Raw genomic sequence first — 19,633 nt, 5'->3', positions numbered from 1 at the left:
AAGACCGCTCGAGAGCGATCGTCGCGATCGGGTGACCAGGGCGCGCCCCCGGAAGCATCGCTCTCCAGACAACGCCGACGTCTTCGCGAACAACGGAGTGTCGAGGGGCGCAGGTCGCGAGGCCGAGCTCGGGCGGCCGAGGCGACGCGGCGGATCCGCGCCCGCCGTCCCGCCCGAGCCCTCGCGCCCTGCCTGCTCGCGCGATGGCCCGGCGCGTCACGCGGCGCGCGCTCGGCGGACGTGGAAACGGGCCGTGCGGCGCGATCGCCGGACCCGGGCGGCCGCTTCCGCCCCGGATCTCTCCCGCGCCCGCCTCCGCCGTAGTATCTGCCCCCCATGCCCCCCCTCGATCTCGGCGTCCTCGTCTCCGGCCGCGGCTCGAACCTCCAGGCGATCCTGGACGCGATCGCCGCCGGCCACCTCGACGCCCGCGTGCGGCTCGTCCTGTCCAACCGGCCCGACGTGGAGGGCCTCGCGCGCGCCGAGCGCGCCGGGGTCCCCACGCGCGTCGTCGCGCACCGGGACTTCGCCGATCGCGACAGCTTCGACGCCGCCGTCGTCGACGCCCTCCGCGAGGCGGGCGCGACCTGGGTCGTCCTCGCGGGCTTCATGCGCCTGCTCACGACGACCTTCCTCGACGCCTTCCCGCACCGGGTCGTGAACATCCACCCGTCGCTCCTGCCCTCCTTCCCCGGCGTCGACGCCCAGCAGCAGGCGATCGATCACGGCGTGCGCGTCACCGGCTGCACCGTCCACCTCGTGGACGCCGGCACCGACACCGGGCCCATCCTCGCGCAGGCCGCCGTCCCCGTGCTCGACGGGGACGACCGCGACGCGCTCGCCGCGCGCATCCTCGTCCAGGAGCACGCCCTGCTCGTCCGCGCGCTCTCGTGGATCGCCGAGGGGCGCCTCCAGATCGCGCCGCCTGACGTGCCGGGCGGGCGAGCGCGCGCGACGCTCGCCGGCGTCGCGACCGCGCTCGGGCTCGCCCAGGGCGGCCCTGCGCGGGACAACGTCGGGGAAGTCGGAGAAGTCGGGGAAGGGGCGTGATCCACAAGCACTACGACGTCATCGTCCTCGGCCGGTCCATCGGCGCGCTCACGGCCGCGGCGCTCCTCGCGCGCCGCGACTTCACCGTGATGGTCGTCGGGCACGGCGAGCGCCCGCCCACCTACCGCCTCGACCAGCACGTCCTCCGCCGGCGCGCCTTCACGATGCTCGCCGAGCCCTCGCCCGCGTGGCGTCGCTTCCTCGTCGAGCTCGCCCAGTCGCAGACCTGGAAGCGCCGCATCGTCCCGGCCATGCCCATGCTGCAGGCCGTCGCGCCGCGCCGGCGCCTCGACGTGCCGCCCGACATGGTCCTCTTCGGCCGCGAGATCGACCGCGAGTTCCCCGAGCTCCGGCGGGTCGTCGACGAGCTCTACGCCGAGCTCGCCCACGTCAACGGCGCCGCGGACGACGCCTTCTCGCACGACGCCCTCTGGCCGCCGGGCACCTTCTGGGAGCGGCGCGAGACCGCGCGCTACGCCGGCATGCTCCCGTACGCGCGCGCCGAGCCTGACGCCGACCTGCTCGTCGAGTTCCCGCGCGGCCACCTGTTCCGCTCGATCGTCACGCAGTCCGTCCTCTTCGCCACGGACCTCTCGGCGCTCCCGCCTCCCTTCGCGGTCGCGCGCCTGCACGGGGCGTGGACGCGCGGGCTGATGATGCTGCCGCGCGGCGAGGAGGAGCTCGAGGAGTTCCTCGTCGAGCGCATCCTCGCCCACGGCGGCCGCTGCCTGCTCGACGAGCGCGCCGCGTCGGTCCACGTCCGCAGGGGCACCGCCGCGGGGGTCGTGCTCGACGGCGACGATCACCCGAACGGCAGCAGCTTCGTCATCACCGACATGGACGGCGAGACGCTCGCGAGCCTCTCGGGCGGCGAGGGCATCCACAAGCGCGCGCTGCGCGAGTGGCCGCGGATCACCTCCTCGGTCGGCCGCTTCGTCGTGTCGCTCGTCGTGCGCCGCGAGGGCTTGCCCGAGCCGCTCGGCCCCGAGGCCCTGCTGTTTCCCTTCCCGTCCGCGTCGGCGGGCCGCTCGCCCGCGCCGCCGCGCGTGTCGAGCGACGGCGCCTCCGGGGGCCGGCCGAGCCCGCCGCGGCAGACGCGGCCGACCGGACCCGGGCGCCCCGTGGTCCACCTCCAGCGCTGCGATCTGCCGGCTCCCTCGACCGACACGCTGCTCGTGGCGGAGATCCTGCTGCCCGATCGGGGCCCACTGTCGCTGCTCGAGGCGCGCCAGGCGGTGCTCGACGCGCTCACGGCCGAGCTCCCCTTCCTCGAGCGCCACCTCGTGCTCGTCGACTCGGTGCACGACGGGCTGCCCGTGTGGCTCTACGACGGCCAGCGCCGCCGCCTCATCGAGCGCGCCGCGCTGAAGGGCGCCGCTCCGGGCGCCGAGCCGATGGTGCGGCAGCTCGAGGTCGATCCGCCCGGCTACCTCGGGCTCGCGGGCGAGCCGATCCGCGGGCCGATCGAGCGCACGCTGCTCGTTGGCCGGAGCGTGCTGCCCGGCCTCGGCCAGGAGGGCCAGCTGCTCGCCGCCTGGGGCGCCGCCCGGCTCGTGACCCGGACCGACCGGCGCAAGGAGCGGATGCGGCGGGACATGTGGAGCAAGGTGGAGATCGGCTAACGACGTTGAAGCCGCCCCCTCGGCGAGCTGCGCAGCTGCATCTCTCGAAGACGCGGTGACCTGCGCGCGCCCTCGCCGGCTCACGTGCTGGCGGGGCTCCGCTCGTGCCGACATGTCACGCCGCCACCGTTACATGTCACGTGACATATCACGCCATCGCCGTGACATGTAACGGTGGCGGCCCCGCCCCTCAACCATCCGCACCGGCACCTCGAGGGCTTCCTGCTGCGCCATTTGCAGGCTCTGGAGAGGCTGATGGCCACCCTCATGGCCGAGGTGGGGCGCACCACCTACCTGGCACATCGATTGCAATAACATAGCGTGTCACTTGGCGCTGTGCCGGTACTCAGCGTGACATGGGGAGGGATCCGCTCATGAAAGCATGGCGGCCGCTCACACAGGCAAACACCGAAAATCGTCGCGCTGCGGGCCGAGCTCGGAAGCCATGCTGACTTTGAGGAGTTCTGCCATGAACCCGCCAGGACTCTTCTGCCTGCGCTCTAATCAGCATCACTTCACATCGCATCTAACTTTACAACCTCGAAGGAACACGAAATGTACAAGTCGATTCCCCTCTTCATCGTCGGCGCAGTCGTAAGCGCAGCTTTGGCCAATTCCTCCGACGCGGCGGCGCTGCACGAGCGCGTATCGGGAGCCAACTGCGTCTACGGAAGTGGAGGCACGAACGGCAATTTGATCACTGTCGGACACGGCATCTTCAACACGTCAGCGACCGAAGGAGAAGCCCTCTCTTGCCCGGTCACCGACGATGATCGCTTCCGGAAGCACGACATCGCGACAGTGAACATTCACGGCTACAACAACGGCCTTACCATCTCGGGCGTCACGCACCAGGTCGAAGCGAGCACCTGCGTGGCGTACTTCGGAGGCACGGGTGGAGCCTGCACCACGCCGGTGAAGACGACGTCGATTGGAAACTACACGCTCAGCCCGCCGACGACGTACTGGACGAGCACCAACTACGCGGACTTCGGATACATTCAAATCGGACTGCCGCCGAGCGGGTCCGGCTCCTATTCCTCCATCCGGGGCTACTACACCGCGGACTAGCAGACAAGATCTGCGATAACACGAGAAGGGGGGCGACAAGTTGCGTATCGCAAGAGGAAACGCCGAGTTGCCCCCCCTTCTATTCATCATACGTATACGTAAATTTCGAAACCCCGCGCTGGGCGCCGTTCGAGCAGGCACGTCATCTACTGAAGCGGGCGTGCTCGACCTCGCCGACCGCATCGCCTGAAACTGAACTACATGACAGGAGATGTCCGTGATCTCTCTTCGTAGCGTCATCTCGGCCGTGATGCCCATTTTGGCGGGCGCTCTCGCCGGAACGATAGCGACAGTGATTGTCTCCCGTGAAGCCGCGGATGAAAAGTCGCAAAAGGGCGCGGCCGTCGCCAGCGAATCCAGGAAGTATATTCCTCGATCTGTCGGCACCGCAAACCCGGGGATCGGCGCGACTGACCTGAAGGAGCTGAAGCAGCGTCTATCGGCGCTGGAAGAGCGAGGCGAGCAGCAAGACTCGGATCAGAAGGGATCTCACGAGCGTACCGAGATGCCCGACCCCGTGGAGTGGAAAGCCCAGAAAGAAAGTCACCATCGCGAGATCATCGCGACGCATGAGCGTGCGGTCGAGGATCCCACCTGGGCTCCCCAAGCACGGGCTTCCCTGTTGAAGGAGATACGCACCGTCGGATCGAAGAGCTTCGACGTGCGCGACGTTGATTGTCGGACCAACACTTGCGCCGCCGTCTTGGAGTGGAAGAATTACGACGAAGCGGTCAGCAGCTGGTCGACCGCCGTGGAGCACAACTACGAAGTCAACTGTAGTCGGGAGATCCTGCTGCCGGAGCCGCCCGATCGGAGCGCGCCGTACCATGCCACCATGGTCATGACCTGTCCTCGCGATTCAGGGTGAGCCATTCTGCTGACGCGCGACGAGTGGCTACCCCGCTCGCGCCGCGGGTTCCAGCGATAGACGCCCCTCAGAAGGATCGGGGAAAGACCTGGAAGAACCCGCCGCGCTCGACCACGGTGAGCGGCACGTCGAACAGGCGCGACAGGTTGTCGTCGGTCAGCACCGCGCGCTTCGGGCCATCGGCGAAGACGCGGCCACTCCGCAGCAGGACGACCCGCCCGATCTCCGGCGGGATCTCCTGCACATGGTGCGTCACCAGGATCAGCGTCTTGCCCTGCCGCGCGAGGCGCCTGAGCAGCTCGATGAGCTCGAACGCGGCCTTCAGATCGAGGCTCGTCGTCGGCTCGTCGAACACCAGCGCCTCCGGGTCGTGCACGAGGGCCCGCCCGAGCAAACAGCGCCGCTGCTCGCCGGCGGACATCTCCGCGATGGGCTTGTCGCCGAGGTGCGCGACGCCGAGGTCGCGGAGCACCTCCTCGGCGCGCCGGCGCTGCGCGGCCGTCGGCGGCTCGTGCTCGTGCAGCCCGGCGCTCGCGAAGAAGCCGGAGAGCACCACGTCGGAGCCCCGCACACCCCGGGGATAGGCCATCTGCAGCTCGTACGACACGAGCCCAAGCCTGCGCCGCAGCGCGGACACCTCCCACCTTTCGCGACCGAGTATCCGCACATGCGAGCCTTCGCGGTGGACCGGATAGATTTCCCGTGAGAGCAGCCTCAGCAGGGTCGACTTCCCGGCGCCGTTGGGCCCGAGGATCGCGGTGTTCGCGCCCTGCTCGATGCGCAGCGACAGCCCCTCGAAGACACGCGTGTCGCCGCGGAAGACCTCGGCGTCCTCGATCTCGATGAGCGCGGGCGCGCTCATCGCTTCACTCCACATTCCTGGCTCATCGGGCGCAGACTACCCGCTTGTCAGCGTCCCGCACCGAGAAATCAGGGCGTTCGCGGTGGATCGTCCGTGCCCCGGTTCGGTGATCCACTCCATCGGCCCGCTCTCCATCTCTCGCGGACAGGCACCGTTGGAATGTGCCCGTGAACCGGCGTTCTCCGCTCTGGAGAGACGATGGCCCGGCCGTTGCAACGCTCTCCAAACCTTCCTTTCAACAAGCGCCCCGTGCCAAGCCGATGCTGGCACTCGGGAGTGGAAAAATCCGATGCGGCGCGGAGCCGCTCGGTCACTTGGAGATTGACAATGACGAAGATCAAGGGTTCGCTTTTCGGTGCTGGGGCAGCTGCGTGCCTGCTCGCCGCTCTCGGCGGGTGCATCGTTGCCGCGGACGATGGTTCCAGCTCCGAAGAGGACGAGATTTTCGCCGATGAGGCGGCGGCGGCCGCGGCGGCATCGCAGATGCGCTTCGGCGTCGCTCCGCAGTGGAGCCAGACCTGGTCACCGCCCCAGTCCGGACCCGCCAACGTCGATGTGGTCGCCGTCGGGGACTGGTTGCAATCTGGCGGCTTCACCAGCACACATAAGACCAAGCTTACGCAGATCGTCAACGCGGGGAAGACCCCCTACTTCTTCGGCTACATCGCCACGGACATGACGAAGAAGGGGCTCGGGTCCGAGAACGACTGCGACGGCAACAGCGGCGCACCGCTGTGCCAGAAGGGCGCGGCGTACGTGCGCGCCAACATCGCCTCGATGGCGAGCGCCTACCAGAAGGCGGCGGCAGGGATCAACGGGGCCCTCGGAGGGCGCGAGGCGCTGATCCACATCGAGCCGGACTGGTACCAGTTCTCGCAGACGGCGCAGCAGAACGCGCTCACGGAGAACGAGTCCGACAGCTACATCAACCAGATCCTCGGCGCCATCAAGTCGGGCTGCCCCTCATGCAAGGTGGTCATCGACTTCAGCCCGTGGTTCAGCCCGTCGGCAACCAAGTGGGCGTCGTCGGTCGGCGACTTCTACGACGGCTGGGATCGCAGCGTGGTCAAGTACGTCGGCCTCACGGGCAAGCAATTCCCGTTCACCACGGGCAAGATCGACAACTTCACCTACAAGGAGATCACCACCGCGCTCAGCCTGCCGCTCGTCATCGTGGACGCGTACACGTTCGGCGGCGGCCCGATCAACGTCGACTCCACCTGGCTCAACGAGAGCAACGTCGCCAAGGCCGTCGACATGGGCGTCGCGATCGTCATGCTCTCTCAGACGGGCGACGTCGCCGGCTATGACAGCTTCATCGCCCGGGTGAAGGGCAGCAGCAGCTCGAGCTCCAGCAGCACCACATCCAGCAGCTCCAGCACCTCCGGCAGCGGTGGCGGCGGCGGCGGCACCACCACGTCCTCGTCGAGCAGCAGCAGCAGCAGCACCGGCAGCGGCGGCAGCGGCGGGAGCAACCCCGGGACCGGCGTGCGTGTGGAGGGCGGCAACATCACCGTCAGCATCACCCCCAACTCGACGTGGACGGGCGGCTACTGCAACAACGTCAAGCTGACGAAGACCGACAGCGGCGAGACCACGTGGAAGCTCTACGTGCCCTCGAACGGCGCGACGCTCCGTGACTTCTGGAACACCAGCGCCGTCAAGCAAGGCACCGACTTCGTGTTCACCGGCGTGAGCTGGAACGCGAAGATCAGGCCTGGAACGAGCGTCGAGTTCGGGTACTGCGCGAACGGCACGCGCTGAGCTCCAGTCGACTGGCGCCGCGCCAGCCGAGGAGGCCAGACAGCCCCCGGCGGCGCGGCGCGCCGGCCCGCAGGATCGGCCGAACGACACGGGAAGAGCCCATCTCGGGGCTCCCCGCGCGGCCTCCGCGCCCGGTCGCGCTCGCCCGCGGCCCGCGCCCTCTGGTACCGTGGGCGCCCCGTGCCCTCTGCCCCGCAGCGCTCCCCCTTCGCCGGCGATAGCCCGGTCGACCCCCTCCACGCCGCCGCGCTCCCTCCTCGCCGGGCGCGCCGTCCGGTCCGGGGAGCCGCATGGCGCTGAGGCTCCGGGTCACCTGGCGCAATGCGGGCAGCCCGCTTCTGCCCGACGCGCTCGCCGACGTGCAGGCGACGGCCGACGACGCGCCGCTGCCGCTCGCCGGCTCGGACCCGGGGCGGCGCGAGTTCGTGATCCCCGCCGGGGCGTCGCGCGTCGCGCTCAGCGCGCGCTTCTCGGCGGCGTTCGACGCCTTCGAGGACGTCCCCGCCCTGGAGGAAGAGGTCCTGTCGGTCGAGCAGGCGTTCGACGTGGCGAGCGGCGGGACGGCGCTCAGCCCCGCCCCTGACCCGGCGTTCGGGCAGGCTCACCCGCTCGTCGACGTGCAATCGGCGCCCGGCCTCGCGCTCGCCCAGATCAGGACGGATTTCGTCGATATCACCCCGTTCTGGATGGCCTACGCCGGGTATGCGGACGAGTACCGGCGCGAGCACCGGCCCGGGACCGAGCTCGTGGCCCTCGGCGCCACCGCGGGAGATCCGAAGATCTGGTTCGCGAGCATCCCGGAGGCCTGCAAGGCGCCGCCGGACGGCGGGATCTCGGCCCTCGTGTTCTACCGGCCGGAAGGGTACGCCTATACCCGGGTCGACCAGCGCCACGAGATGTTCGGGCTGAATCGATACCTGCTCACGCCCGACCCGTCTCCCGGCGCGTCGTTCTGGGCGCGCGACGTGTTCGAGCGCGATCCGCGCGACCAGTCCCGCTGGGTCTATGTCCGCTGCGGCTTCGAGGAGGCGCTCGCCGCGAGCGGCAGGGCGGTGGTCATGCTGCACCCGTGGCCGAGCGGGGCGAGCTTCGGCGCCGCCACGACAGCGAGCCTGCCCGGCCTCGCCGAGGCGGCGCTCCGCTTCCTCTGCGGCGCGCAGAAGATCGGTGCGGGACAGGGCGGGCCGCGGCTCGGCAAGCTCGGGCTCGCGGGCTTCAGCGCCGGCGGACTGGCCCTGTGGCAGGCGCTCGCGGCCAACAAGGACCGCGTGAGCGAGGTGTTCGCGTTCGACGCCCGCGGCATCGCCAAGAACGAGGCCTTGCTCGTGCGCTGGCTCGGCGGCGACGCCTCGCGCCGCCTGCGGATGACCGGCGGCCACCAGCTCGACGCGAACGCCGCCCTCCAGCAGAAGCTCCCCGGCCCTTCCAAGGAAGCGCGCCTGACCCGCCTGCCGCCCGACAAGAGCGGCTATCTCCCCGGGGCGAACCCGCGCTGGGATCACGTGTGCTCCTCGCTCGAGGCGAGCGAGAAAGATACCTATCTGAACGCCGGCTGGGTATGGCACCAGTTCGCGATGTTCGGGGGCTTCCCGGAGGCTGGAGAGCAAGCCGCCGTCACGTTCCTCCAGCGCTTTCTGGAGGAGTCGGAGCTCTGAGCCGTCTCTCACCACGCGATGAGCCGCGCCAGCACCCGCATGTCCTCGTCGTCGCCCATCCTCGCGAGCGCGCCGCGCGCCCTCGCGAGCGCGGGCTCGACGTAGCGCAGGTACGTAGGATCCACGCCGATGCGGTCGAGAAAGACGAAGCGGCCGGCGTCCTTCAGCTTGCGCTGGACCGTGAGCACATCGAACTCCCGGCCGAGCGCGTCGCGTGCCGGCCGATCGAGCGAGGCGGCGGCCGCATAGTCGTCCAGCCGGGCCTCGACGAAGGAGCGATCCAGATCCTGGGCGCTGTCGTTGAGGAGCGCCGCGAGATCGTAGGCGCGCGGGCCGAGGAGGGCGTCCTGGAAGTCGAGCCAGACGATCTCGAGGCCCCCGCCCGCCGCGTCCACGACCATGAGGTTCTGGCTCTGGTAATCGCGGTGAACGAAGCCCCGCGGCCACGCGGCGATGCGCCGGGCGAGGCGCTCCGAGACGGCGTCGAGCTCGGCCCGCGCGGCGTCGCCCAGCCGGAGCCCGCGCGCGTCGAGCGCCCACGCGCGGAAATGGTCGAGCTCCCAGCGCAGGAGCGTCTCGTCGAGCGCGCACGAGTCGACGATCGAGCCGCTCGGGAGCGCCGCGAGCGCCCGCTGCGCCCGGGCGAGATCGCGCGCGGCCAGCGCGTAGACCTCGGCGCGGCGGGCGGGCGCGCGCTCGACGAAGGCCGAGAGCGTCGCGTCCCCGAGATCCTCCAGGAGGAGCAGGCCGTGCTCGCAATCCTCGGCGAGCAGCGCTGGCACCCGGACGCCGCGCTCCCGGAGGAGCGCCTGCACCTCCAGGAACGGCCACCGCGGGGGAGCGGCGCCGACCGCGACGCCGTCGGCCCCCGCGCTCGGCGCGAACATCGCGACCGCCGTCCCGGCCGGCGTCACGACGCGCAGATAGCGCCGGCACGACACGCCCCCGCGCAGCGGGACCATCGACGACGGGACATGGCCCGTGGCCCGCTGGACGAGCCGGAGCAGGGCATCGGTGTCGAGCTCGCGCACTCCCTTTCCTACGCCGGTGGACGGCGCGGACGCCAGGGTTACGCCAGGGTTGTCACGACATTGCCCCACGCCGCGCTGCGGCCGTCACGCCTGGGCGCCTGTCCCCGTCAGCGCCTCGGCGCCTGTCCCCTCGACACCTCGACGCCTGTCCCGGCGGCGGAGCGAGCCAGACGCTCAGCAGGCGCCGGCGCAGCCGTCGGCGCTGTTGAACCAGAGACCGCCCGAGTCCTCGCACGCGCTGCGGTCGTACCTGCCAGAGCAGCAGCGCTCCTGGCTCTCGCACACCTTCGCGGCGCCCTCGCCGCTCCGGAAGCAGCACTTCCGGCTCTCGGGCGTCTCGGGCGCGGCGGCGGGATCCTCGGGCGCGGCGGGCTCCCCGGGCGCGGTCGCCTTCTCGATGACCACCGGCACCGCGGGCGCGACGAGCGTCGCCACCGTGTCGCAGCCGAACGAGGCAATCATGACGAGGAGGGCGAGCGCCGATCCCAGCGCACGAGCGTTTCCAGCCGGCTTCATGATCGCCGTGGGTGGCATGGGCGCAGTGCGGCGGCAAGTTCGTGACGAGAGCCGTGCTATAACGCCGCGGAATGGCGAACGGTGCGGAGAAGGGCGCGGCGAAGAGCGCGATGAACCGTGGGACGAACGGCGCGACCGGGCCCGTGAGGGTCACGCCGCTGAACGGCGCAGCCGCCGCCGCCGTCGCATGGCGCAGCCGGGGCGAGCTCCACATCACCGTCATCGTCAAGGCCACCTTCGCCTTCGCGGCGGACGCGGAGATGCCCAGGGTCGAGCCGCAGCAGGTCGTCCACGGGGAGGTCCATCACGGCAACAACCCTGGGCGGAGCGTCCGGCTCACGAGCGATCTGGCGCCGCACCTGGAGCGCGCCGACGTGCTCTTTACCGGCCACGCCCACGCGCCGCCGCCCGGCGCGCCCGTGCACGACTTGCCCGTGCGACTCGCGATCTCCGATGAGGACGGGCCCCTCCTCGACAAGGAGCTCCTGGTCAAGGACAGGGCCGGGTTCCAGCGGATGCCGCTCGTGTACGAGCGGGCGCTCCGCGGCGAGAACGACCAGGAGAACTTCCTCGGCGTGCAGGGGACGGGCGACGCGTCCGAGCCCGAGGCGAACATCGTCGATCCCCTCCAGCCGGCGCGCGCGGCCGGCTTCGGGCCCATCGCGCGCGCCTGGCCCGCGCGCAGGCGGCTGCTCGGGGCCACGCCCCGCAAGGCGCTCGACGCCGCCATCGCCGAGATCCCCGATCCCTTCGAGTGGGCCTATTACCAGGCGGCGCCCCCCGATCAGCGGACGCGTTACCTGCGCGGCGGCGAGTGGATCGAGCTCCACGGGCTCCACCCCACGCTGCCGCGCCTCCGGATGCGGCTGCCCGAGGCGCGCGGCCGAGCGCGCGTCCACGGCCTCTCGGCCTTCGGCGTGGGCGAGGGCCACCCGCTCGAGCTGAACGCGGACATGCTGCGCATCGACGGCGACGAGCAGCGCTGCACCCTCGTCTTCCGGGGCAACCTGGTCGTCCCCGACGAGGCCGCCCTCGCGGCGGCCACCCTCGTGGCGGGGGTCGAGCTCCCCGGCGAGCCGCTCGAGTGGCCCGAGCTGCCGGCGGACCAGGGCGCCGCGGGCGGACTCGCGCGAGGCCGCGCGCGCGGCGTCGACCATGACCACGACGGCGGCCTGGGGGAGACCCAGGCTGATCCGGGCGCCGGGGCGCGCACGCTGAGCCTCGCGGACGTCGGCGTGGCGGCGGCTGCCCTGGCCTCGGCGGCGGCGACGCCGTTCCGCCCCGGGTCGGCTCCCGGCGACGTCGCCGGGCCGGCCGCGGGCGCGCCCGGGCCGCGGATCGACACCGGGACCCTCTCGATCTCCTCGGTGGAAGAAGGCCCGGAGGGGTCTCCCGCCACGACGCTGGCCCTGCTGCCCGAGCAGGACGCCGAGGCGACGGACCAGCCGGCGCTCCCGTTCCAGCCGGCGCCCCCGGGCGCGGCGCTGCCTGCCTCGATGATCGCCCGGGAGCCGGTCGCGGCGGAGGAGCGCGCGGGCTCAGGCACGCTCGCCCTCTCGCTGGACGAAGACTGGACGCCGGCCGCCGGCGCGCCCGGCCCCTCCGGCGCCTCCGAGGAGGGCGCGCTCGCGGCCTCGTCGGCTCGCGTGGAAGCGGCGGAGACCGCGGCCGCGCCGCTCCCCGAGCTGGAGCGGGCCGCGCCGCCGCCGGAGCCGGAGCCCGCGCTGCAGGAGCCCCCGCCGCCGCCGAGGCCGGTGCTCAGCGCCTCGCCGGCGCGCTCCCCCGAGCCGGACGAGCCGCCGCCGGCCCCGCCGCCCCGACGGCCGCCGCCTCCACCGCCGGAGCGCCCGGCGCTGCCGACCCCTTCCCCTTCGTTGAGGAGGAGCCTTTACGAACGCTTCGATCGCAAACGGTAGCTCGCGCAAACGGTAGCTCGCCGAGCGCACCTCGACGAGCGCGAGGGGCGCCCGCGCGCGAGGCGCCCCGAGGCAGGAGATCTTCTCCCACGGCACGAAGGATGGAGCTGCGACGATGACCACCCGATCCGATTCACTCGACATTCGACTCGAGCTCTCCGGCTTCTCGTCCGAGCTCCTCCAGGTGAACAGGCTGTCCGGGCGCGAGGCGATCTCTCAGCTCTTCACGTTCGACGTCGAGGTGGCCTGTCCGAGCGACGCCGGGGTCGACGGACAGACCTTCACGGGCGAGAGCGTCGCGATCGTCTTCGAGCAGGACGGGGTCGAGCTGCGGCGCGTCCACGGGATGATCGCGGAGGTCCACGACCTCCTCGGGAACCTGCGCGATTACCGCGCGTACCGGCTGCACATCGTCCCGCGCGCCTTCCGGCTGACGCTGGTCGAGACCACCGAGATCTCGATGAACAAGGCGGTGCCGGACCTCATCCAGCAGAAGCTCGAGCTCGTGGGCCTGAGCGGGAGCGACGTGGAGCTCAGGCTTTCGGGCACCTACCCGCCGCGGGAGTTCACGGTGCAGTACCAGGAGACCGATCTCGCCTTCATCAGCCGCCTGGCCGAGCACGCCGGGATCAGCTTCTTCTTCGAGCACCAGGACGGGCAGGACACGATGGTCTTCACCGACGGCGGTGGGTTCAACCCCGCGGCCGGCGCCGAGTCCGTCCATTTCCGCGAGCGCGGCGAGACGCGGGACGTCTTCGAGCTCGAGGCGAGATCGCGGCTCGTGCCGAGCGTGTATGTGGCCCGCGACTACAACTACCGGCAACCGATGCTCGATCTGACGTCGGAGCACGTCCTCTCGACCGGGTATGCGGGCGGCGTCGTCGAGTACGGCGGCCATTACAAGACGCCGGCGGAGGGAAAGGCGCTGGCGCAGGTCCGGGCCGAGGAGCGGCAGGCGACGCAGCTCGTGTATGCGGGCAGGAGCTCGGTGTGCGCGATCGGCGCGGGCGGGCGATCGGTGCTGGAAGGGCACCCGAGCCTGGAGTCGCTCGAGCTGCTCTTCGTCGAGGTGGAGCACCGCGCGTCGCAGGCGGCCGGCGGCCAGGGCGGCGGCGACGAGCCGCGGCGCTACGTGAACACCTTCCGCGCGATCCCGGGCAAGAACACGTACCGGCCGCCGCGCGTCACGCCGACGCCCCGGATCGGCGGCGTCGTCACGGGGATCGTCGACGCCGGGCCGGGGGGCGGGGGCAACGACGCGCAGATCGACGATCAGGGCAGGTACATGGTCCGGTTCCTGTTCGATACGGGGGCTGCCGGCGGCGTGTCGTCCAGGCCGGTGCGCATGCTCCAGAACCACGCTGGAGCGAACTACGGCACGCATTTCCCGCTCAAGCCGGGGACCGAGGTGCTCATCGCCTTCGTGAACGGCGACCCGGATCGGCCGGTCATCGTGGGCGCCGCGCCCAACCCGCTGACGCCCTCTCCGGTCAACAGCGCGAACCGGTCGACTCACCGGATCAAGACGCAGGGAGGCATCGTCTTCGATCTCGTGGACGAGTGAGCCGCCTCGATGACGCCGCTCAGGGAGCTGGCTTCTTGCCGGGCGCGGGGCTCGCGGCGGAGGAGGCGCCCTGGGCGCCTGTCATGGCCCGGATGGCGTAGTTGAGCGCGGCGCGCAGGTTGCGTTGCGTGTTGAGCTGGGTGAGGTCGAGGCCGAGCGCGACCATGGTCTGGGCGACCGTCGGCTTGATGCCGGCGACGATGCCGTCCGCGCCGAGGAGGCGGATCGCGGTGATGAGCTGGATGAGGTGGCTCGCGACCCTGGTGTCGACGACCTCGACGCCGGTGAGGTCGAGGATGGCGAAGCGCGCCCGCTTCTCGACGATCTGCGCGAGCAGGCTGTCCATGACCTCGGCCGTGCGGACGCTGTCGACCGTGCCGACCATGGGGAGCGTGAGCACGCCGTCCCAGACCTCGATGATCGGCGTCGAGAGATCGCGGATCACCTTCTGCTGCGCCGCGATCTGGTCGAGCTGGATGCGCAGCTCCTTCTCGACGAGCCTGGAGTCCGACACGTCGAGCGAGACCCCGAGCACGCCGTCGATGCGGCCGCCGGGCTCGCTGCGGAGCGGGATGAGCCAGGTGTCCCAGTCGGCGCCGTGCGCCTCGCTGCGACCGCGGCGTACCTGGCCGTCGTACCATTTCCGCATCTCGGCGGCGGCCTCCGGGGTGGCCGCATAGAGGTCGTACACGCTGCGCCCGACGTACTGCCCCCGTGTCAACCCCGCCTTCGCGACCGCCTTGCCATCTTGATAGATGTAGATCCCGTCGCGGTCGAGCGCCCATATCGTCAAGGGATCCACGTGCTCGGCGAGGCCGTCGAGGATGCGTGCCTTGAGCCGGAGCGTGCTCAGCTCGCCGTCGGTCATCGGCGTCGCGGCGGCCAACGGCGCGGCCGCGGGCGCGGGGCGGAGCGAGCCGAGGACGGCGCTTCGGTCGGACGACCGGCTGGCGCTGCACGACAGCGGCCGGTACGCGCCGCCGCCGTCGCGCAGGCGCACGCTGAACGAGACGGGCTCGTCCCTGTGAAGGAGCGACGACCAGGCCGCCGAGAGCGCGGCGCGATCGTCCGGGTGCGCGAGATCCGCGAGGAGCGCGCCCCCCTCGACCCCGGGGCCCAGCGCCTCGCGGAGTCCGCCGCTCCCGTGGAGCAGCGCTCCGTCGGCCGAGGCGATGAAGAGCAGATCGGCAGAGCGGGCGAAGAGCTCGCCGAGCAACACGCTGGGGGCAGATTCCATCAGTCTCACGACTCCTCAGAGAGCAGAGAAGGATAAGTGTAGCGTGAACGGAGCAGGCTGCGAAAGAGCTCCCTGGCGGCCGTTATGCGATTGAGCCGGGAGAAACGCGCCACGACGTGGGGGCGCTAGCGCTAGCGTGGCGAGCGTTGCGCGGCAAGACGGTGAGCCGGCTCGCGGCTGAATGAGCTACGGCGAGGTGGGCGCAGGACGGCGGGGCGCTGCTTGCGTGGACCGGGGCAGGAGAGGTGGTGAGAGGTGCGGTGCTCGACGGCGGACCGCAGGTCCTCCACGATCTCTCCTGCGATCACGTCCGGCGCCGGCAGGTTCTCGGAGGTTTCCTGAATAAGGTCACCACACTATCTCCCTGTCGTGGGCGCTTGCCGCCGTGGATGCGATCGTCCTGGTCGCACCGGTGATCACCTACGCTTCGGTGCGCTAGCCTTCGCCTCTCGAGCTACCTCCTGAAACGACGGTCGTTCAGCAGCTTCTAAGCCTTCTTGTGGTCCGCTGTTGTTCCACGTCGGATCTCTCGGATCGTTGTCCACAGTAGCTGACCTGGGAACTCACGAAGAATGGATCCCTTGCAACATCTGCCGATGAACAACATCGCAATATCGTCGAGGTTTTCGTTCGTGTTGCAGCTCTGAGCCAGCGCGAGCGCGGGACCGAACAAGGGCGGAATCGGCGCAAGAATCCCCAATAGGCTTGAGAGCACAATCCCGACAATGACGGCCCTGCGCACGCTCCACCCCCTTGCAATTCATCTGTCAGTCGAACCTGCCGCCGAGCAACGGCTCGAACGCGTGGTAAGCCTCATAGCTCTTGAAGTGTCGCGCGTAGATGTCCGCGCCGTCATCAAGAGTGTCCGAAAGAACACGGCTTACATCCACAACGTGCTTCAGCTTCCAGTGAATCTCCTGCCCTAGAACATTGTTGAAGCACGTTTCATGCGCACGGCTGTGTTGCTCGGCGCGCGCGCGTGCCTGTTCCTCACTTTCGGCGCGCACCAGCGCGAAGCACTCTTCGTACATGGGGGTGTACGATGGGTCCGGCGACCAAGACTCGTAGAGTATAACGGCAACATAGAGATCGCTGTTCGGGCTGGATTCCATGGATGAACTCGCTTGTCTATGCGGCTTTGACCGGGAGTGTAACGCCGCGTGGTGCCGAGATCAGCCTGCCCTGTCGCGGGGCGCGGCGGTAGGGGCCTACCTGTCCGGACGCTTCCCTTTCCTCAAGTCGGCCACCTTCCACCGCGCAGGCGGCGGCCCCGTTGAAGCCGACCAACCAGGCGTGGCTGAGTAGAAGCCCGCGAGGTGCCGCGATCGCGCGCTCGCCGGCGTCCACCTCGACCCCGCGGCCGGTCCGCAGGCCGTGGCGCCACGCACCCCAAGCACACTCTCGTTGACGGTGCAGGACGGCGACGGCGGCAGGGTAGCTCGGCGGTCGCGAGCGGTCACACAGCGGGGACGCCCCGGGGGACGGACCGGGTGGGGTCACGAAGGGAGGTCCTCACGGCGAGGTGCTCCCGGCCGACGCTCGCGCCCTCAGATCGGCCTCCACCGTCTCGAACTGCTCGAGGGCGGCCCGCAGGTCCTCCACGATCTCTCCGGCGATCACGTCCGGCGCCGGCAGGTTCTCGGAGGCCTCCAGGCTCTCGTCCTTCAGCCAGAAGACGTCGAGGCTGCACTTGTCCCGGGCGATGAGCTCCGCATAATCGTAGGCTCGCCACTGCCCGGTTGGATGCTTCTCGGAGAACGTCGCCCGCCGCTTGTGCAGCTCACCGGCCTTGTAGCAAGCGACGAAGTCGTCGAGATCGGCGCGCGCGAGCGGGTTGGTCTTGAGCGTGAAGTGCTGGTTCGTGCGGAGGTCGTAGACCCAGAGCTTCTTCGTCCACGGCTTCTCGCTGGCGGGCTTCTTGTCGAAGAAGAGCACGTTCGCCTTCACGCCCTGCGCATAGAAGATGCCTGTGGGGAGCCGGAGCAGCGTGTGAACGTCGCAGTCGTGGAGCAGCTTGCGGCGGATCGTCTCCCCTGCCCCGCCCTCGAAGAGCACGTTGTCGGGCACGACGACGGCCGCGCGCCCATGGATGGCCAGGATGGTCTTCACGTGCTGGACGAAGTTGAGCTGCTTGTTGCTCGTCGTCGCCCAGAAGTCCTCGCGCATGACGGTGAGCGCCTCGCGGGCTTCATCGCCCTCCTCCGTGAGGACCATCACGCTCGACTTCTTCCCGAACGGCGGGTTGGTCAGGACCATGGAGTAGCGAGAGCCCGGATCGGCGGCGAGGCTGTCCCGGGTCTCGATGGGCGGCTGCCCTTCGTCGGCGCTCGGCCCGATGCCGTGGAGGAGCAGGTTCATCGCGCAGAGCCTGGTCACGCCGGGGACGAGCTCGACGCCGCGGAGCGCGCCGAGCTTCAGGTGCTTCTTCTGCTCGCGGGTGAGGCTCGTGTGCGTCCGGACGACGTGGTCGTGCGCCGCGAGCAGGAAGCCGCCCGTGCCGCAGGCCGGGTCGCAGATCGTGTCGTCGGGCCCCGGGCGCATGACCTCGACGATGGCCTGGATGAGCGGGCGCGGCGTGAAGTACTGTCCCGCGCCGCCCTTGGTGTCCTGCGCGTTCTTCTCGAGCAGCCCCTCGTAGGCGTCGCCCTTCACGTCGGCGTCGAGCGTCGTCCACTGCTCGCGGTCGATGAGATCCGCGACGAGGCGGCGCAGCTTCGCCGGGTCCTGGATCTTGTTCTGCGCCTTGCGGAAGATGACCCCGAGCATGCCCGGCTGCCGGCCGAGGTGGTCCAGCGTCTTTCTGTACTGGACCTCGAGCGCATCACCGTCCCTGGCGAGCAGCGCTGGCCAGTCGTGACCTGCCGGGATGAACGGCTTGTGGTTCCACGGCGGCTGCGTGCGCTCGTGCGCCATCTTCAGGAACAGGAGGAACGTGAGCTGCTCGACGTAGTCGCCGTAGGAGAGGCCGTCGTCGCGCAGGACGTTGCAGTAGGACCAGAGCTTCTGGACGATCTGGGCGGAGGGGTTCGACACGTTCAGGGGCCTGTTTCTTTCACTCGAAGTAGACGCGCTGGATGAACTCGCCGTGAAGCGGGTCGAAGTCCTTGTCCGTCGTGATCAGGGTAGCGGACGCCGCCCGAGCACACGCGGCGATCCAGATATCATTATCGGACAGCTTCCTTCCCTTTCGTACCAGGTACGTGTGCATCGCGGCGTAAGCTTCGAACACGGCCTCGTCGTTGATGTCGATCGGCACGAGCTGTTCGAGGTAAGCGCGTAAACGCTCGGTCTTGTCCTCCCCCCAGCCGCGGTGCTGCGCGAAGCCAAGCGCCTCGCCCACCGTGATGACCGAGATGAGCGGACGCCCAGCGTGCTCGCTGAGGCGCAGGGCCGCGTCGATCGCTCTGCCAGTCTCGTTCCCCCGCACGAGATGGAGGACGACCGCGGTATCGAGCAGGACGAGCCCGGTCATGAGAGCTCTTTGATTGCCTGGTCGAACTCCTCGTCCGTCTCGTCGCCCGGCCACTTCCCGAAGATCGCGCTGACGCCGGTGGTTGCGGTCTGCGGCCTGTAGAGAGCTCGCGGATCGATGCGACGACCGAAGATGGGTTTGGGGATCCTCGACCAGAAGCCGGAGACCCCCTCTCCATCCTCGATCTTCTCGGCGTCGAGCCGAAGGATGCGCCCCGAGGGGCGGTACACCGCCCGGCCATGGACCAGGACCCGACGGTTCAGGAGCACGCCTGCCGCGTCGACGCTCCCCGCGGTGAGCACGCCCCGGATTTCCTCTCCGTCATCGAGCTTGATCGCGAAGGACTGGGTGCTGATCCGAACCATGTCGAGGAGTCCAGCGATGCGCACGGCCTGGGCCCTCGGCGTGGAGGCGCTGAGCTTTCTCGCGGTCTCGACGGTAGCCCGGTCGAGCACGGCTTCGCCCGGAACGCCCGTCCGGTGCTCCTCGACCCGAAGCGCGTCAAAGCCGGCGTCGAGCAGCCGACCGAAGTGAGCGAGGTGCTGGAGCAGGGGTCGATCGAAGCGTTCGCTGTCCAGGTTGCCATCGCCGACGTCCTGGAGGACCCCGGCGAGGACGTCGAACCCCGTCCATCCCGGGGGAGGCCGCGTCGGCCACAGCTCCGCCTGGAGGTAGAGCTCCGCGGCGGCCTCGCCCAGCTCCGGCGCCTCGAAGTGCAGGGTCGTGTCGTCGTTGCCCTCGACGTCGACGAGCCGGATATCGCACGCGGCGTTGAACCAGGCCCGGGGCCGTCCGGCCGTGACGCTCCGCCCCTCGAAGGCCATCAGGACGGAGCGTCGCACTGCGGCATCGACCTGCTTGAGGGCGACGCCCAGCGGGGCGGGGGGCACGCGACGGCCGAAGCCCTTGGGGCTGGAGAGGCGAATGGCATGGTGGACGATGGGCACGGCGGGCTCCTTCGGGGTCATGGCTCGGCCGGAACCGGCTGCGAGAGGATAGCGCGAA

Annotated in this window: 16 protein-coding genes; 8 read left to right on the top strand and 8 right to left on the bottom strand. The window is 70.0% G+C overall.

Annotated elements, in window-relative coordinates; genetic code table 11:
* The first annotated feature begins 336 nt into the window (after positions 1-336).
* The 4 genes from purN (at position 337) to WMF39_RS46240 (ending at position 4,611) form a co-directional block, all read left to right on the top strand.
* Positions 337-1,050 carry a phosphoribosylglycinamide formyltransferase gene (gene purN, locus WMF39_RS46255; RefSeq protein ID WP_437742813.1) on the top strand — a complete coding sequence of 238 codons (714 nt, stop codon included), beginning with the start codon at positions 337-339 and terminating at the stop codon, positions 1,048-1,050.
* A complete protein-coding gene (locus WMF39_RS46250; protein WP_437742812.1) occupies positions 1,047-2,672 on the top strand; it encodes an NAD(P)-binding protein in 1,626 nt (541 codons plus the stop codon). Before purN ends, WMF39_RS46250 begins: the two co-directional genes overlap by 4 nt.
* A gap of 555 nt (positions 2,673-3,227) precedes the next feature.
* The gene (locus WMF39_RS46245; protein WP_437742811.1) at positions 3,228-3,743 is read left to right on the top strand and encodes a hypothetical protein; all 516 of its coding nucleotides are present in this window, start codon (positions 3,228-3,230) and stop codon (positions 3,741-3,743) included.
* 217 nt (positions 3,744-3,960) lie between these two features.
* Complete coding sequence (locus tag WMF39_RS46240; RefSeq protein WP_437742810.1) at positions 3,961-4,611, top strand: hypothetical protein; 651 nt, start codon at positions 3,961-3,963, stop codon at positions 4,609-4,611.
* A gap of 67 nt (positions 4,612-4,678) precedes the next feature.
* On the opposite strand, the gene WMF39_RS46235 is transcribed toward WMF39_RS46240, so the two are convergent.
* Positions 4,679-5,473, bottom strand: coding sequence for an ABC transporter ATP-binding protein (locus WMF39_RS46235; RefSeq protein ID WP_437742809.1), 795 nt, complete (start codon positions 5,471-5,473; stop codon positions 4,679-4,681).
* A gap of 327 nt (positions 5,474-5,800) precedes the next feature.
* Between WMF39_RS46235 and WMF39_RS46230 the strand changes: the two genes are divergently transcribed.
* Complete coding sequence (locus tag WMF39_RS46230; protein ID WP_437742808.1) at positions 5,801-7,237, top strand: cellulose binding domain-containing protein; 1,437 nt, start codon at positions 5,801-5,803, stop codon at positions 7,235-7,237.
* 290 nt (positions 7,238-7,527) lie between these two features.
* Positions 7,528-8,892, top strand: a complete 1,365-nt coding sequence (locus WMF39_RS46225; protein ID WP_437742807.1) for a hypothetical protein — start codon at positions 7,528-7,530, stop codon at positions 8,890-8,892.
* 8 nt (positions 8,893-8,900) lie between these two features.
* On the opposite strand, the gene WMF39_RS46220 is transcribed toward WMF39_RS46225, so the two are convergent.
* Both WMF39_RS46220 and WMF39_RS46215 read right to left on the bottom strand, forming a co-directional pair.
* Positions 8,901-9,923, bottom strand: coding sequence for an aminoglycoside phosphotransferase family protein (locus tag WMF39_RS46220; protein ID WP_437742806.1), 1,023 nt, complete (start codon positions 9,921-9,923; stop codon positions 8,901-8,903).
* A gap of 174 nt (positions 9,924-10,097) precedes the next feature.
* Entirely contained in the window at positions 10,098-10,439 is a 342-nt protein-coding gene (locus tag WMF39_RS46215; protein ID WP_437742805.1) for a hypothetical protein, read from the bottom strand.
* A gap of 71 nt (positions 10,440-10,510) precedes the next feature.
* Between WMF39_RS46215 and WMF39_RS46210 the strand changes: the two genes are divergently transcribed.
* Together WMF39_RS46210 and WMF39_RS46205 are read left to right on the top strand one after the other, a co-directional pair.
* Positions 10,511-12,355 (top strand): DUF2169 family type VI secretion system accessory protein, encoded by a 1,845-nt coding sequence (locus WMF39_RS46210; protein ID WP_437742804.1) that lies wholly within the window; start codon positions 10,511-10,513, stop codon positions 12,353-12,355.
* A gap of 115 nt (positions 12,356-12,470) precedes the next feature.
* Complete coding sequence (locus WMF39_RS46205; RefSeq protein WP_437742803.1) at positions 12,471-13,919, top strand: type VI secretion system Vgr family protein; 1,449 nt, start codon at positions 12,471-12,473, stop codon at positions 13,917-13,919.
* A 19-nt stretch (positions 13,920-13,938) separates the two neighbouring features.
* Here WMF39_RS46205 and WMF39_RS46200 read toward each other — a convergent pair whose 3' ends face one another.
* From WMF39_RS46200 to WMF39_RS46180, 5 genes are all read right to left on the bottom strand, one after another.
* Positions 13,939-15,156, bottom strand: coding sequence for an STAS domain-containing protein (locus WMF39_RS46200; RefSeq protein WP_437742802.1), 1,218 nt, complete (start codon positions 15,154-15,156; stop codon positions 13,939-13,941).
* Between the two features lie 767 nt (positions 15,157-15,923).
* Positions 15,924-16,268, bottom strand: coding sequence for a DUF4288 domain-containing protein (locus WMF39_RS46195; RefSeq protein ID WP_437742801.1), 345 nt, complete (start codon positions 16,266-16,268; stop codon positions 15,924-15,926).
* 400 nt (positions 16,269-16,668) lie between these two features.
* Positions 16,669-18,189, bottom strand: coding sequence for an N-6 DNA methylase (locus tag WMF39_RS46190; RefSeq protein WP_437742800.1), 1,521 nt, complete (start codon positions 18,187-18,189; stop codon positions 16,669-16,671).
* A gap of 19 nt (positions 18,190-18,208) precedes the next feature.
* Positions 18,209-18,628, bottom strand: a complete 420-nt coding sequence (locus WMF39_RS46185; RefSeq protein WP_437742799.1) for a type II toxin-antitoxin system VapC family toxin — start codon at positions 18,626-18,628, stop codon at positions 18,209-18,211.
* A complete protein-coding gene (locus WMF39_RS46180) occupies positions 18,625-19,596 on the bottom strand; it encodes a hypothetical protein (RefSeq protein WP_437742798.1) in 972 nt (323 codons plus the stop codon). Before WMF39_RS46180 ends, WMF39_RS46185 begins: the two co-directional genes overlap by 4 nt.
* Positions 19,597-19,633: the final 37 nt, after the last annotated feature.

The sequence above is a fragment of the Sorangium sp. So ce1504 genome, assembly GCF_051521635.1.
GTDB classification, from domain to species: domain Bacteria; phylum Myxococcota_A; class Polyangia; order Polyangiales; family Polyangiaceae; genus Sorangium; species Sorangium cellulosum_B.
Note: the sequence above shows the minus strand (reverse complement) of the source record. Positions and strands in the feature narration are given on the sequence as shown.